The sequence below is a fragment of the Serratia sp. CY71090 genome (assembly GCF_052166845.1).
GTDB lineage: Bacteria > Pseudomonadota > Gammaproteobacteria > Enterobacterales > Enterobacteriaceae > Serratia > Serratia nematodiphila.
On the sequence record NZ_JBJNOA010000003.1, the window covers coordinates 246,752 to 260,283 of the forward strand.

At 61.2% G+C, this 13,532-nt stretch carries 15 protein-coding genes; 10 read left to right on the plus strand and 5 right to left on the minus strand.

Annotated elements, in window-relative coordinates; all coding sequences use genetic code 11:
* The first annotated feature begins 14 nt into the window (after positions 1–14).
* Entirely contained in the window at positions 15–794 is a 780-nt protein-coding gene (locus tag ACJ8OK_RS07510) for an ABC transporter substrate-binding protein (protein WP_015377062.1), read from the plus strand.
* 34 nt (positions 795–828) lie between these two features.
* Here the strand turns inward: ACJ8OK_RS07510 and ddlA are convergent, their stop codons facing one another.
* Positions 829–1,932, minus strand: a complete 1,104-nt coding sequence (gene ddlA, locus ACJ8OK_RS07515) for a D-alanine--D-alanine ligase (protein WP_015377061.1) — start codon at positions 1,930–1,932, stop codon at positions 829–831.
* Between the two features lie 168 nt (positions 1,933–2,100).
* Between ddlA and ACJ8OK_RS07520 the strand changes: the two genes are divergently transcribed.
* The 3 genes from ACJ8OK_RS07520 to dld all read left to right on the plus strand — a co-directional run bounded on the left by ACJ8OK_RS07520 (position 2,101) and on the right by dld (position 4,928).
* The gene (locus ACJ8OK_RS07520) at positions 2,101–2,304 is read left to right on the plus strand and encodes a ParD-like family protein (RefSeq protein ID WP_004939618.1); all 204 of its coding nucleotides are present in this window, start codon (positions 2,101–2,103) and stop codon (positions 2,302–2,304) included.
* Positions 2,301–3,095, plus strand: a complete 795-nt coding sequence (gene map, locus ACJ8OK_RS07525) for a type I methionyl aminopeptidase (protein ID WP_033642282.1) — start codon at positions 2,301–2,303, stop codon at positions 3,093–3,095. Before ACJ8OK_RS07520 ends, map begins: the two co-directional genes overlap by 4 nt.
* A gap of 126 nt (positions 3,096–3,221) precedes the next feature.
* A complete protein-coding gene (dld, locus tag ACJ8OK_RS07530; protein WP_033633829.1) occupies positions 3,222–4,928 on the plus strand; it encodes a D-lactate dehydrogenase in 1,707 nt (568 codons plus the stop codon).
* A 63-nt stretch (positions 4,929–4,991) separates the two neighbouring features.
* Here the strand turns inward: dld and ACJ8OK_RS07535 are convergent, their stop codons facing one another.
* The 3 genes from ACJ8OK_RS07535 to ACJ8OK_RS07545 are packed head-to-tail and all read right to left on the minus strand — an operon-like array spanning position 4,992 to position 7,691.
* Positions 4,992–5,999: a FecCD family ABC transporter permease gene (locus tag ACJ8OK_RS07535; RefSeq protein WP_156865311.1), complete on the minus strand. Its 1,008-nt coding sequence runs from the start codon at positions 5,997–5,999 to the stop codon at positions 4,992–4,994.
* Positions 5,996–6,958 (minus strand): ABC transporter substrate-binding protein, encoded by a 963-nt coding sequence (locus ACJ8OK_RS07540; RefSeq protein ID WP_033633831.1) that lies wholly within the window; start codon positions 6,956–6,958, stop codon positions 5,996–5,998. The genes ACJ8OK_RS07535 and ACJ8OK_RS07540 overlap by 4 nt, the downstream gene beginning before the upstream one ends.
* A gap of 16 nt (positions 6,959–6,974) precedes the next feature.
* Positions 6,975–7,691 (minus strand): ABC transporter ATP-binding protein, encoded by a 717-nt coding sequence (locus ACJ8OK_RS07545; protein WP_060558876.1) that lies wholly within the window; start codon positions 7,689–7,691, stop codon positions 6,975–6,977.
* Positions 7,692–8,289: 598 nt separating this feature from the next.
* Here ACJ8OK_RS07545 and ACJ8OK_RS07550 point away from each other — a divergent pair.
* Positions 8,290–9,141 (plus strand): DMT family transporter, encoded by an 852-nt coding sequence (locus ACJ8OK_RS07550; RefSeq protein ID WP_015377055.1) that lies wholly within the window; start codon positions 8,290–8,292, stop codon positions 9,139–9,141.
* A gap of 57 nt (positions 9,142–9,198) precedes the next feature.
* Here ACJ8OK_RS07550 and ACJ8OK_RS07555 read toward each other — a convergent pair whose 3' ends face one another.
* Entirely contained in the window at positions 9,199–9,789 is a 591-nt protein-coding gene (locus ACJ8OK_RS07555) for a Yip1 family protein (protein ID WP_033633836.1), read from the minus strand.
* A gap of 205 nt (positions 9,790–9,994) precedes the next feature.
* Here ACJ8OK_RS07555 and ACJ8OK_RS07560 point away from each other — a divergent pair, with 205 nt between their 5' ends.
* The 5 genes from ACJ8OK_RS07560 (at position 9,995) to ACJ8OK_RS07580 (ending at position 13,495) form a co-directional block, all read left to right on the plus strand.
* Positions 9,995–10,462, plus strand: a complete 468-nt coding sequence (locus ACJ8OK_RS07560) for an acyltransferase (RefSeq protein WP_004939644.1) — start codon at positions 9,995–9,997, stop codon at positions 10,460–10,462.
* A complete protein-coding gene (locus ACJ8OK_RS07565; RefSeq protein ID WP_033633837.1) occupies positions 10,462–11,004 on the plus strand; it encodes a GNAT family N-acetyltransferase in 543 nt (180 codons plus the stop codon). Before ACJ8OK_RS07560 ends, ACJ8OK_RS07565 begins: the two co-directional genes overlap by 1 nt.
* Before the next feature lie 104 nt (positions 11,005–11,108).
* Positions 11,109–11,951, plus strand: coding sequence for a DUF1460 domain-containing protein (locus ACJ8OK_RS07570; RefSeq protein ID WP_437211236.1), 843 nt, complete (start codon positions 11,109–11,111; stop codon positions 11,949–11,951).
* A gap of 130 nt (positions 11,952–12,081) precedes the next feature.
* Positions 12,082–12,894, plus strand: a complete 813-nt coding sequence (locus ACJ8OK_RS07575; protein WP_015377051.1) for a MetQ/NlpA family lipoprotein — start codon at positions 12,082–12,084, stop codon at positions 12,892–12,894.
* Between the two features lie 151 nt (positions 12,895–13,045).
* Positions 13,046–13,495, plus strand: a complete 450-nt coding sequence (locus ACJ8OK_RS07580; protein ID WP_004939660.1) for a type II toxin-antitoxin system PemK/MazF family toxin — start codon at positions 13,046–13,048, stop codon at positions 13,493–13,495.
* Positions 13,496–13,532: the final 37 nt, after the last annotated feature.

Below are 13,532 nucleotides of genomic sequence, written 5' to 3' on the forward strand. Positions count from 1 at the left end.
AAGGGGCACTGCCTATGAAAGCTTTGAAAACGCTGTTCGCCGCCGGATGCCTGCTGGCCGCCGGCTCTTCTCTGGCGGCGGAAAACAGCCTGCGCTTCGGTCTGGAAGCGCTGTATCCGCCGTTCGAATCCAAATCCGCCAGCGGCAAACTGGAAGGGTTCGACATTGAACTGGGCGATGCGGTGTGCGCCGCCGCGCAGTTGCAATGCAGCTGGGTGGAAACCTCGTTCGACAGCCTGATCCCGGCGCTGCAGGCGCGCAAGTTCGACGCCATCAACTCGGCGATGAACGTGACCGAACAGCGGCGCCAGGCGATCGCCTTTACCGACGCCATCTATCAGGTGCCGAACCGCCTGATCGCCAAGGCCGACAGCGGCCTGCTGCCGGACGCCAAAGCGCTGGCGGGCAAACACGTGGGCGTGCTGCAAGGCTCAATTCAGGAGATCTACGCCAAAACCCATTGGGCGCCGGCGGGCGTGGATGTGGTGTCTTACCAGGATCAGAATCAGGTTTATCTCGATCTGGCGGCCGGTCGGCTCGACGCCACGCTGGTGATGGCGCCGTCGGGGCAAAGCGGCTTCCTGTCGCAGCCGGACGGCAAGGGCTTCGCCTTCGTCGGCGAGGCGGTGCGCGACGACAAAATCCTCGGTGAAGGCATTGCCTTCGGCCTGCGCAAAGGGGATGAGGCGCTGAAGAAGAAACTGGATGCCGCCATCGCCAAAGTGAAACAGCAAGGCACGGTGGCGGCGCTGTCGAAGAAGTATTTCGGCGATATCGACGTGACGGTGAAGTGATGGACGGGGGCGGCACCGCCGCCCCCTGCCGCGTTTAGCGATCGAACACCGAGCTGTTCAGCGCGCGATCCTGCTGGTGGCGCTCCAGCGCCAATTCTATCAGGCGCGTGATCAGCGCCTGGTAGCTGACGCCGCTGGCGGCCCACAGCTTGGGATACATGCTGATGTTGGTGAAGCCCGGCAGCGTGTTGATCTCGTTGATTACCACCTGGTTGTCCGGCGTCAGGAACACATCCACCCGCGCCAGCCCGAAGCACTCCAGCGCGCGGAACGCCTTCAGCGCCACCTCGCGGATGTGGTCGCTTACTTCCGGCGCGATCGCCGCCGGCACCACCACCTGAGCGCCCTGCTCATTGATGTATTTGGTGTCGTAGGAGTAGAAGGCGTCACTCAGCACGATCTCGCCGCACACGCTGGCCTGCGGATCGTCGTTGCCCAGCACCGCGCACTCGATCTCGCGGCCGACGATCGCCGACTCCACCAGCACCTTGTGATCGAAACTGAAGGCCAGCGCCACCGCCGCGTCGAACTCGGCGCGGTTTTCCACCTTGCTGACCCCGACCGACGAGCCCTGGTTGGCCGGCTTGACGAACAGCGGCAGGCCGAGGCGCTCGCTCAGTTGCTCAAACGTGAACCCGGCGCGGTTAGCGCGCGTCAGGGTGACGAACGGCGCCACCGCCAGCCCGGCGTCGCGCAGCAGGCGCTTGGTCACGTCTTTATCCATGCTGACCGCCGAGCCGAGCACGCCGGCGCCGACGAACGGCATATTGGCCATGCGCAGCAGCCCCTGCAGCGAGCCGTCCTCCCCCAGCGTGCCGTGCACGATCGGGAAAATGACGTCGAGCTGGCCCAGCGCGCCGGCGCTGCCCGCTTCGATCAGCTGCTGTTTTTCCTGGCCCGGGATCAGCGCCACGTTCTTGTTCGAGCGGTTCAGCGCGATCAGCGCCGGATTCTCGGCGTTGAGCAGGTAATTGGAGGCGTCGTTGATGTGCCACTGCCCCTGTTTGTCGATCCCCAGCAGCGTGACGTCAAACTTCTCTTTGTCGATTGCATCCACAATGTTTTTGGCTGACTGCAGCGACACCTCATGCTCCGCCGATTTACCGCCAAAAATCACTCCAACACGTAGTTTAGTCACGCCTTAAATCCTTCTGAAAAATCATGGCAAAAAAGTCGTTCATCACAATAAACGCATTGCCTGGCGGCGGCAATCGTTGTTGCCAGAATCTTCTTACGCCACGGAATGCCACATCGCAACCATCCAAAACGTATACACTTCGTATATTGTTCATTTATGGAGACGCCGATGGGCATCGTAAAAATTTCGGACGCGCTGCATGACGATCTGCGCCTCGCCAGCCTGACCATGACGCGTTCGATCAACGCGCAGGCCGAGTACTGGATCAGGATCGGCATGCTGGCGGAGTTCCATCCGGAACTGACTTACCCGCAACTGGTAAAAAAAATGATGAAAGATAATGCGCTGACGCTGAAGGAGATTGTCGGGTGAAACAAATTGTGATTAAAACGCCGGAAGAGATTGCCAAAATGCGCCATTCCGGCGCTCTGCTGGCCAAAGTGTTTGCTATGCTCGATGAAGTCATCGTCGAAGGCATCTCCACCATGGAGATCAACGACCGCGCCGAGGCGTTTATCGTCGAAGAGCTGAAGTCGCGCCCGGCCAGCAAGGGGCAGTATGATTTCCCCTATGTGCTCAACACCTCCGTAGACGACGTGGTGTGCCACGGGGTGCCGTCGGCCAGCAAGATCCTGCGTTCCGGCATGATTGTCAACGTGGATATCACGCTGGAAAACGGCGGCTATATCGCCGACTCCAGCAAGATGTACTGCATCGGCCAGGTGACGCCGCTGGCCAAACGGTTGGTGAACAACGTCTATGAATCGATGTGGCAGGGCATTCGCGCGGTCAAACCGGGCGCCACTCTGGGGGATATCGGCCACGCCATCCAGCGGCACGCCGAACAGGCCGGCTACAGCATCGTGCGGGAATATTGCGGCCACGGCATCGGCCGCGACATGCACGAAGAGCCGGCGGTGCTGCACTACGGCCAACCCGGCAGCGGCATGGCGCTGCAGGAAGGCATGGTGTTCACCATCGAGCCGATGATCAATCAGGGCGACCGCCGCATCAAGCAGAAGAAGGACGGCTGGACGGTGGTGACGCGCGACAAAAAACTGTCGGCGCAGTGGGAGCACACCGTGGCGGTCACCGCCGACGGCGTGGAGATCCTGACGCTGCGCGACGAAGAGCGCCGGGCCGGCTACGCCGAGCGCTACTAAACCCGCAAGCCATTAGCCCGCTAAGCTGATAGCTTAATAAGTTATTTAATTGATAACCTCTTAGCTTATTGCGCGGCACTCCGGCGCCGCGGTTAAGGCGACGGGGATGACAGGGAGACAGGCAGCATGCAGTCAGGCAATCAGACGTTTATCAATCAGCTCAAGGACATCGTCGGCGGCCCGCAGCTGTTGACCGGCGATCGCAACACCGAGCGTTATCGCAAGGGCTTCCGCTCCGGCGAAGGCCAGGCGTTGGCGGTGGTGTTTCCCACCAGCCTGCTGCAGCTGTGGCGCATTCTGCAGGCCTGCGTGGCCGCCGACAAAATCGTCATCATGCAGGCCGCCAACACCGGCCTGACCGAGGGCTCAACCCCCAGCGGCAACGACTATGATCGCGATATCGTCATCGTCAGCACCCTGCGCCTCGATCATATTCAGGTGCTGGACAACGGCAAGCAGGTGGTCGGCTTCCCCGGCAGCACCCTGCACCACCTCGAGAAATTGCTCAAACCCTACGGCCGTGAACCGCATTCGGTGATCGGCTCTTCCTGCATCGGCGCCTCGGTGATCGGCGGCGTGTGCAACAACTCCGGCGGCTCGCTGGTGAAACGCGGCCCGGCCTATACCGAAATGGCGCTGTACGCCCAGCTGGGGGAAGACGGCCAGCTGCGCCTGGTGAACCATCTGGGCATCCGGCTTGGCGACACGCCGGAAGAGATCCTCACCCGGCTGGAAAAAGGCGACTATCGCCCGGAGGACGTCGAATACGGTGAGCTGCGCGCCTCGGATAACGAATACGCCAGCCGGGTGCGCGACGTCGATGCCGACACCCCTTCCCGCTTCAACGCCGACAAACGCCGCCTGTACGAGGCCTCCGGCTGCGCCGGCAAGCTGGCAGTGTTCGCGGTGCGGCTTGACACCTTCGAGAAAGAGGGCAAAGAACAGGTGTTCTATATCGGCACCAACGACACCGCGGTGCTGACCGAACTGCGCCGCCACATGCTGAGCAAATTCGAAAACCTGCCGGTGGCCGGTGAATACATGCACCGCGATATCTTCGACATCGCCGAGGTGTACGGCAAAGACACCTTCATGATGATCGACAAGCTCGGCACCGATCAGATGCCGCGCTTCTTCACCCTGAAAGGCCGCATGGACGCCAGCCTCAACAAGCTGCCGCTGCTGCCGCACAACCTGACCGATCGGCTGATGCAGGGCCTGAGCCATCTGGCGCCGAGCCACCTGCCGAGGCGCATGAAGGAATACCGCGAACGTTTCGAACACCACCTGCTGCTGAAGATGGCCGGCCCCGGCGTAGACGAAGCGCAGCGCTACCTGACCGACTATTTCGCCCAGGCCGAAGGCGCCTTCTTCGCCTGCACGCCTGACGAAGGCAAAAAGGCCTTCCTGCACCGCTTCGCCGCCGCCGGCGCCGCGGTGCGCTACCACGCGGTGCACGCCGACAAGGTGGAGGATATTCTGGCGCTGGACATCGCCCTGCGCCGCAACGACACCGACTGGTTCGAAACGCTGCCGCCGGAAATCGACAGTCAGTTGGTGCATAAGCTGTATTACGGCCACTTTATGTGCCACGTCTTCCACCAGGACTACGTGGTGAAAAAAGGCGTGGACAGCCATGCACTGAAAGAAAAGATGCTCGAGATCCTCAACCGGCGCGGCGCCGAGTACCCGGCGGAGCATAATGTCGGCCACCTGTACCACGCCAAACCGGATCTGCAGGCGTTCTACCGCACCGCCGATCCGACCAACAGCTTCAACCCCGGCATCGGCAAAACCAGCAAACGCAAAGGCTGGGCCGAAGACCCCCGCTAAGAGCGCCCGATTGGCCTGCCGACGCGGGCCACCTCACCTTCCTGTTGACCTTCAATGGCCCATTCAGCGTTCCGCGCGCAGCAGCAAGGAGACGATGAACGCGCCCCCCAGCCCCGCCGTAATGATGCCGATGGGCAGCTCCTGATTGGGGATCAGGCTGCGGCTGAGCATGTCGCCGCCGGTCAGCAGCATCGCCCCCAGCAGGCCGCACATCGGCACGGACAAGCGGTGGCGCACGCCCACCAGGCGCCGGGCCAGATAAGGCACCATCAGCCCGACAAAACCGATCACGCCCGTCAGCGAAACGAGAAACGCCGTGGACAGTGCGCAGCACAGAAAGGTCTCGGTGCGCAGACGCGCGACGTTGACCCCCATCGAATGGGCGGTGTGCTCGCCCGCCAGCAGCGCGTCCAGCGCCCGCCAACGCAGCGCCGTAAACCCGGCCAGCAGCGCGAAACTCGCCAACGGAATGAACAGATTATCCCAACGCGCCAGCCCCAGCCCGCCCAGCGACCAGAACAACACCGAACCGGCCGCCCGCTGATCGCCGGAAAACACCAGGTAGCTGGTGAGCGCGCTGAACAAAAACGAGACCGCCAGGCCGCAGACGATCAGCTGCTCGGCGTGCCTGACCCGGCTGACGCGAAACAGGATCATCACCGCCATCGCGGACAAAATGCCGCCGGCGAAAGCGGACAGCGGCAACGTCAGCGCGCCCAGCGCATCGCCGAAGCGCGTGATGACCAGCACCGCGCCGGCGGAGGCGCCGGAGGAGAGCCCAAACAGAAAAGGATCGGCCAGCTCATTGCGGGTGGTGGTCTGCAGCAACGCGCCGGTCATCGCCAGCCCGGCGCCGGTCAACGCCGCCAACAGGGCTCTGGGCACCCGCAGTTGCACAACGATGGTATCCAGCATGCCGGAGAGGGGCGCCGAACCGAGCCCTAGCGCCGCCAACGCCTGCCGCCATGACAGCGCAACGCTGCCCAGCTGCAGGCTCCAGATCATTAGCCCACACAATACCGACAGCGCCAGCGGCGCGAGCAGCATAAATCGCCGGGTCGGCGAGTTCATTCAGCCTCCGGCGCGTACAGCGCCCGCGCCAGCTTTTCCACCGCGCCGATGTTGGCCGGCCCCGGCGTCAGCTCCGCATACTGCAGTTTCAGATAACGGTGGTGCCGTACCGCGGGGGTCAATTTCATCAACGGGTGAGACTCGAGGAAGCGCCGCAGCGCATCGGCCCCCGAACCGGTCTGGTAATCCAGCAGAATAATGAAGTCGGGCTCGGCCGCCGCCACCGCCTCCCAGGACGCCGTCGTCCAGCTCGCCGGCAAATCGTCCATCACGTTGCGGCCGCCCGCCGCTTCGATGATCGCCGTCGGCATGGCGTAATTGCCGCTGGTAAAAGGCTTCTCCTCCCCCGAGTCATAGACGAACACCTTGAGCGGCGTCTGACCCGCCGGTCTGACTGGCAGCGCGGCCAACCGGCGCCGCCAGCCTTCAACCAACGCGGCGGCCTCTTGCGGCTTGCCGAAAATCTTGCCGAGCTTCAGCTCATCGTCATACAGCAGGTTCATATCGGCCTTCTGCGGCCGCCCGCCGGCCTGCACGCAGCTCTCGCTCAACACCAGCGTTTTGATGCCGAACGGGGCGAGCTTCTCCGGCGTGACGTCGCCGCCGATCTTCATACCGTAATTCCAGCCGGCGAAGAAGAAATCCGGCTGCGCCGCCAGCAACGTTTCCAAAGCGGGATATTTCGGCGCCAGTTCGGGAATGGCGCCCATCGCCGCCTTGAAGTCGGGCGTCAGTTTGTACCAGCCGGTGATGCCGGTCAGCCCGACAATGCGATCCTGCAGATGGAGCGCAAAGGCCATCTCGGCCATGTTGATGTCGTTGATGACGGCGCGTTGAGGCGCCTGGTTGAAGGTGATCGGCGAACCGCAGCTGTCTACGGTGACGGGAAATTTTTCGGCCGCCGCCGCCCCACCGGCCAGCAGCAGGAGCAGGAGCAGGGGGAATACGCGTGTGTTCATATTTCTCTCTGGTTTATCAAGCGCAATGGGGAACGTCAAAAATACGCAGCGTTTTCCCGCTGACGGGGTGCGCCACCTTGAAACTGTTCATGCCGAACACCGGCAAAATCACCGGGGTCTGCAACACCGCCTCGGGCGTACCACAGGCTACCTGGCGGCTTTCGTTGAGCACCAGGATCCGATCGGCAAACGCCTCCGCCACGGGCAAATCGTGCAGCACCGCAATCACGGCGATATCTTTATTTTTCACTAACGACAGCAGCGCCGAGCGCCCGGGCGGATCGAGATGATTGGTCGGTTCATCCAGCAACAACAGCTCGGGAGACTGCGCCAACGCCCGGGCCAGTGCGGCGCGCTGGCGCTGGCCGCCCGAGAGCCGCCCTAACGGGTGGCGCCTGAGCGGCGCCAGCCCGGTTTCCCCGATGGCCTCGTCAACGATGCGCCTTCCCGTCGCAGAGCGTTCGCCATGCGGTAAACGGCCCAACGCCACGTAATCCTCAACCGACAGCCGCAAATCCGGCAGATCGTTTTGCGCCAGAAAGGCGATGCTTCTGGCGCGCTCCGCCGCCGGCCACGCGGACAAGGCGCGCCCTCGCCAGTAAATGCCGCCGCTGTCCGGCCGCGTTTCGCCGATCAGGGTGCGCAACAGGCTGGACTTGCCGCTGCCGTTGGGGCCGATCACCGCCAGCTTCTCACCGGCGCGGAGCGCGAAATGGATGTTGTCGAGTATCAATTCCCCGCCGTGGCCGGTCAGGCTAACTCCATCAACATGGAGGATGTCGTGAGCTGAATTCATCATGCATAAATTGTTATATTATAACATATCAGTGTTTTTACCACGATTGCTCGCCTTCTGCAAAAGCGAATCGCAAACTCTTCTGCCGCACGCGCTGCGTGAAGCAAGGCAGAGGGCAAGCCGCGCCCTGCGTCAAAACGGCGTGATTAAAGCAACATAGCACACCTTTTTATTAATGATAATGATTTTCATTATCATTAATATCTCTGTGATTTCCGATTGCACGCCCCGCTGAACTTGGTTATGTTTGAGGCGACTGGTTTCATTCACGGTTTTCAGGAACTCACATGACCTACCTGGCGCACAGCACAGATCCGACAAACGCGACCGTTCCGGCCGTCGTTTTGCTGTGTGCTTCCTCCGCCCCACCCGCCGTTTCTTCTGTCGTTTCTGCGGTTGCCGCTTACCCGCCACGCCTTGTGGTTGTGCGTTAAGCCAAACCGACTTTTTACCTCCGGCTTAGTGATCTGTTGCGTTCATGCGTAGACCACCGCGCGCGCCGGAGCCTGTAATTTTCACGACAGGTGAAATTGATATGCGATTACCTTCTCTCTGGGCCAATGCCGGCCTGGCTACGCTGTTCGTCCTGCTCTGGAGCAGCGGCGCGATCTTCTCCCGTTGGGGATTGGAGCACGCCTCCGCCTTCGCTTTTCTGTTCTTCCGCTGCGCCATCGCGCTGGCGGTGCTGTTGGCCATCGGCCTGTGGCGGCGCCAGTGCCTGCCCGCCCCCGGCACCCGCCGGCGCGTCGCGCTGATCGGCGTGTTGATGATCGGCAGCTATCAGATCTGCTATCTGCTGGCGTTGGAACAGGGCATTACGCCCGGCGTGCTGGCCACATTGCTCGGCGTACAGCCGATCCTCACCCAGTTCATCACCGAACGGCGCTGCACCGGGCTGCGCGCATTCGGGCTGGCGCTGGCGATGGCCGGGCTGACGCTGGTGGTGTACCAAAGCCTGATGGTGGCTCATTTCTCGCCGAGCGGCATGCTGTTCGCCTTTATCGCATTGGGGAGCATGACCGCCGGCACCCTGCTGCAAAAGGGCATGACGCAGCCGCCGCTGGCGGTCTTGCCGCTGCAGTATGCCATCGGGCTATTGATGTGTACGCTGGCGCTGCCGTTTGAGCCGCTGCGGGTCGACTGGCGGCCTGAGTTCGTGCTGCCGCTGCTGTGGATGGCGGTGGTGATCTCGGTGCTGGCGACGTTCTTGCTGTATCGCCTGATCCAGCGCGGCAACCTGGTGCAGGTCACCAGCCTGTTCTATCTGATCCCGGCGGTGACCGCCCTGCTGGATTATCTGCTGCTCGGCCACGCGCTGGCCGCGCTGAGCCTGTTGGGGATGGCGGGCATCGTGCTCGGCGTGATGCTGGTTTTCCGCCGCGCATAAAAGCAAAAGCCCCCGCGCCGTTCCACCGGCGCGGGGGCGACAACAACAGCCGTTAACTCAGAATAACCAGGAACCGTACCCCCACAGCAGCACCGTCACCCCAAGCAGCAGCTCGAGCAACAGAATGCCGATAGCGAAGGTCGAGCTGGAGAAGATGAACCCTTCCTTACTGTCGATATTCAGGAAGTGCGGGATCCCCAGATTCAGCAGATAGCCCGAATAGCACAGGCCGATAATGCCGACAAACAGACACAGCCAGACGACCGGATAAAGCGCCACTACCCCGCTGAGGAACATCGGGGTCGCCACGTAGCCGGCGAACACCATGCAGCGGTGCAGGCTGGGGCGCGATTCATAACGCCGCGCCATCCAGTGAATGACTTTCCCCATGGCCGCTACGCCCGCCAGCATCAGCAGGTAGAACGCCACGGCGGTATAAAGCGCGGTAAACATGTCGAGCCTGATGGCATGTCCCTCGCCGGAGAGCCAGCCCAACTGGGTGGTGCCGATAAAGGCGCAGACCACCGGGATGGCTGCCAAGAGCAACACGTGATGGGTGTATAGGTGCGAGACGCTTTCATTCTCGCTTTTGATCTGTTCGAACTCGGCGCTGGGATGCGCCAGAAGTCCCCAAACATGACTGACCATGAGACACCTCCAATCTCGCCGTAGGCCGCGATCGGCGAACGAATTTCACACCTCTGACGGACTGCTACCCGTGCGAGGATTGCGGCCACGGGGCTCTCTCCCCTGTACTAATTATAGTCTTTCGGCGAAAAAACGTGCGGAAAGCGCAACGCCGCGGCGCTTTGTCTTATACTCCCACCATGAAAACCAGGCTGTGAGGAAGGTCATGTCATCCGTTATCACCACCCGCCAGGCGGGGATCGTCGACGTCGAAGCCGGGCGCAACGTTACCGTGATCGAACCCTGCAATCTGTACGGTTGCCGGCTCGGTGACGATGTCTTCGTCGGCCCGTTCGTCGAGATCCAGCGCCACGTCAGCATCGGCGCGCGCAGTAAAATTCAGTCGCACAGCTTTATCTGCGAATACGTCACCCTCGGCGAAGCGTGCTTTGTCGGCCACGGCGTCACCTTCGCCAACGATCTGTTCAAAGACGGCGCGCCCAATGCCGATCCGGCCAGCTGGGGGCGCACCTGCATCGGCGATCGGGTGTCCATCGGCTCCGGCGCCACGATCCTGGCGGTGGAGATCTGCAGCGACGCGGTGATCGGCGCCGGGGCGGTCGTGACCCGCGACATCACCCGCAAGGGGATCTACGCCGGCAACCCGGCGCGCCTGCTGCGGGAGCTGCCGTAATGATCCCGGCCATCCGCATCGTGGCCATTGAGGCGCTGCCCGATGATTACCTGACGCGCGGCGATTTCGGCTTTACCATCGCCTGTTACGCCCTGCCGCAGTTCGACAGCCCGGTCGACAGCTGGCCAACCCGCCCGGTGGCGCCGTTTCGCAAACGCTATCCCCTGGCGCCGTTCGCCAACGAAGACAGCGTGACCTTCCTGGCTTATCGCCAGGACGACGCCGTTGGCCACATCACGCTGAGCAAAAACTGGAACGGCTACACCCTGATCGACGAGATCGCCGTCAGCGCTGACGCGCGCCGCCAGGGCATCGCCGGGGCGCTGCTGGACTGCGCCAAACAGTGGGCGCGGCAGCAGGAAACCTCAGGTATGATGCTCGAAACGCAGAACAACAACCTGGCGGCCTGCCGCTGCTATCAGCATTACGGGTTTATTCTCGGCGGCATCGATCGCTTGCTGTACCGCGCCGAACCGGAGATCGCCGATCACGAGATCGCGCTGTTCTGGTATTTGCCGTTCAATAACGAAATCGGTTACTGATTTATCGGGCCTCATTGAGGTTATGTTTACTTTTTAACCCCTACCATCGGATGAGAACTGTTATCACTTACTCTGATAAGCCAGCGACACCCATGGAGGGCCGTATGAACAAGAACAAGGCTGTTTTACTGATGTTAGCTATCGCCATGAGCGGATGCGCCGAGCGCCCCACCCCGGCAACGCCGCCGACCGACGCCACCGTTGCGCCGCCGAACCTGCAGCCGCAGATGGACGCCAGCACCCGCAGCAAGCTGCGTGAGATCCTCGCGCTGCGCGCCGGTTGGCCCGCCGCGCAGCCGCATGGCCGCACCGTCGATTTGATTTCGCGCGAATTCCTCGGCACGCCCTACCTCGCCAACCGCCTGATCGGCTCGCAGAGCACGCCCGAGCAGCTGGTGATCGACTTCCGCGGGCTGGATTGCTTCACCTACATCGATTATGTGGAAGCGCTCAGCACCGCCCGCAGCGAGGGCGAGTTCGTACAGCGGCTGATAGACATCCGCTACGTCGATGGCAAAATCGCCTTCCCGCAGCGCAAGCACTTCTTCACCGACTGGGCGCAGCGGCCGCACCAGGTGGCCGAAGACATCACCGCGCAGCTCAGCCCGCACGCCGTCAGCCTCGTGAAAACCCTCAACCAGAAGGCGGACGGCAGCAGCTACCTGCCCGGCTTGCCCGACGTACAGCGCAGCGTGACCTATATCCCCAGCGACAGCGTCGACGACAAGGTGCTGGCCCAACTGCGCACCGGCGATTACATCGGCATTTACACCAATCTCGCCGGGCTGGACGTGACCCACACCGGCATCTTCGTGATGACCGACAACGGCCCGGTGCTGCGCAACGCCTCATCGCGCAAAGCCAACATGCGGGTGGTCGATTCGCCCTTTATGGATTACGTGATGGCTACGCCGGGCATCGTCGTGCTGCGTTCGCTCAGCCGATAACTCCCCGCCGCATAACGGCTATAAGCTATAGCCGTTTATGCTGAACGAGCGTTTGACTTCATCGGCGGTTCAGGCTTAGCTGTAAGAACAAAAACCAACTGATTTTATTGTTCTTTTCAGGGAGACTTCGATGACCTTACGCTGGCGTATCACCCCTCTGGCGGCGGCCTTCGCCGCCGTATTGGCGCTACAGGGCTGCGATCAAAAAACCGACCAAAACCATATCAAAGTCGGCGTCATCAACGGCGCGGAACAGGACGTGGCGGAAGTCGCCAGGCAGGTGGCGAAAGAGAAATATGGGCTGGACGTCGAGCTGGTCGGCTTCAGCGGCTCGCTGCTGCCGAACGACGCCACCGACAAGGGCGAACTGGACGCCAACGTGTTCCAACACCGCCCATTCCTCGAACAGCAAAACAAAGATCACGGCTACAAGCTGGTGGCGGTCGGCAATACCTTCGTCTTCCCGATGGCCGGCTACTCCAAAAAGATAAAATCGCTGAAAGAGCTGCCGGACGGCGCGGTGATCGCCATCCCGCTCGATCCGACCAACCTGGGGCGCGCCCTGCTGCTGCTGGAAAAAACCGGGCTGATTAGCCTGAAGCCTGGTAAGGGGCTGCTGCCTACCGCCCTGGACATCAGCGCCAACCCGCATCGTTATCAGATCATGGAGCTGGAAGGCGCGCAGCTGCCGCACGTGCTGGACGATCCGAAAGTCACCGTCGCCGTCATCAGCACCACCTACATCAACCAGACCGGCCTGTCGCCGACCAAAGACGGCATCTTCATCGAGGATAAAGACTCACCGTACACCAACATCATCGTCACCCGCGAAGACAACAAGGACGCGCCGAACGTGCAGAACTTCATCAAGGCCTATGAGTCGGATGAAGTGGCCAAAGCCGCCGAAAAAATCTTCAACGGCGGCGCGGTGAAAGGCTGGTAAATTCGGCCACCATCAAGGCGGATTCTGCGTACGAATCCGCAATATTTCACTTTCATTCCCCGTTTCCTTAGCCACACCTTTCTCTAAAAGCAAAACGCCCGCATGCTCATTCCTCCATAACACGGATTGTTCACAACAAAGGAGTGTCTCGATGCCGATCAAATTTGCCCCCAAGGTCGGGGAAATTCTTGAGTGCAACTATGGCAACTATCCCCTATCAGTCTGCCAACCGCATGAAGCCGGCTTTTATGATGGCCACATTCCACCAGAAATGGTGAAGAACCGTTTAGTTGTTGTGTTAAACGGCAAAATTAACGGCAATGCCTGCATTATCGTACCGCTGTCGACCACCAGAGATTCGAACAAGATCGAACGGGGATTGCACATCGAAATTACGCGTGAACTCATCGAAGATATGAGATTCTTTCATCCGCAAACCCGCTGGGCAAAGGGCGATCTGGTGCAGCAAGTCAGCCGCCAACGGCTGAACAGAGCCCGTAAAGAGAGAGGCTTTCTTACCCAGTGTCTGTCGCGCGAGCTTGTTGCTGACATACAACGCGCCGTCATTAAGTCGATCAATGCCAAAAATATGCTGTTCTGACCAGTACGCTGTTGTTGACAAAACAGACAAATCAGGT

Bases quoted from the DNA above. Each gene is read 5' to 3' on its own strand.
- ACJ8OK_RS07540 (WP_033633831.1), bottom strand. From the start codon at position 6,958: ATGAACACACGCGTATTCCCCCTGCTCCTGCTCCTGCTGCTGGCCGGT.
- ACJ8OK_RS07520 (WP_004939618.1), top strand. From the start codon at position 2,101: ATGGGCATCGTAAAAATTTCGGACGCGCTGCATGACGATCTGCGCCTC.
- ACJ8OK_RS07555 (WP_033633836.1), bottom strand. From the start codon at position 9,789: ATGGTCAGTCATGTTTGGGGACTTCTGGCGCATCCCAGCGCCGAGTTC.
- ACJ8OK_RS07535 (WP_156865311.1), bottom strand. From the start codon at position 5,999: ATGAACTCGCCGACCCGGCGATTTATGCTGCTCGCGCCGCTGGCGCTG.
- ACJ8OK_RS07575 (WP_015377051.1), top strand. From the start codon at position 12,082: ATGACCTTACGCTGGCGTATCACCCCTCTGGCGGCGGCCTTCGCCGCC.
- ACJ8OK_RS07510 (WP_015377062.1), top strand. From the start codon at position 15: ATGAAAGCTTTGAAAACGCTGTTCGCCGCCGGATGCCTGCTGGCCGCC.
- ACJ8OK_RS07570 (WP_437211236.1), top strand. From the start codon at position 11,109: ATGAACAAGAACAAGGCTGTTTTACTGATGTTAGCTATCGCCATGAGC.
- ACJ8OK_RS07580 (WP_004939660.1), top strand. From the start codon at position 13,046: ATGCCGATCAAATTTGCCCCCAAGGTCGGGGAAATTCTTGAGTGCAAC.
- ACJ8OK_RS07565 (WP_033633837.1), top strand. From the start codon at position 10,462: ATGATCCCGGCCATCCGCATCGTGGCCATTGAGGCGCTGCCCGATGAT.
- ACJ8OK_RS07560 (WP_004939644.1), top strand. From the start codon at position 9,995: ATGTCATCCGTTATCACCACCCGCCAGGCGGGGATCGTCGACGTCGAA.
- ACJ8OK_RS07550 (WP_015377055.1), top strand. From the start codon at position 8,290: ATGCGATTACCTTCTCTCTGGGCCAATGCCGGCCTGGCTACGCTGTTC.
- dld (WP_033633829.1), top strand. From the start codon at position 3,222: ATGCAGTCAGGCAATCAGACGTTTATCAATCAGCTCAAGGACATCGTC.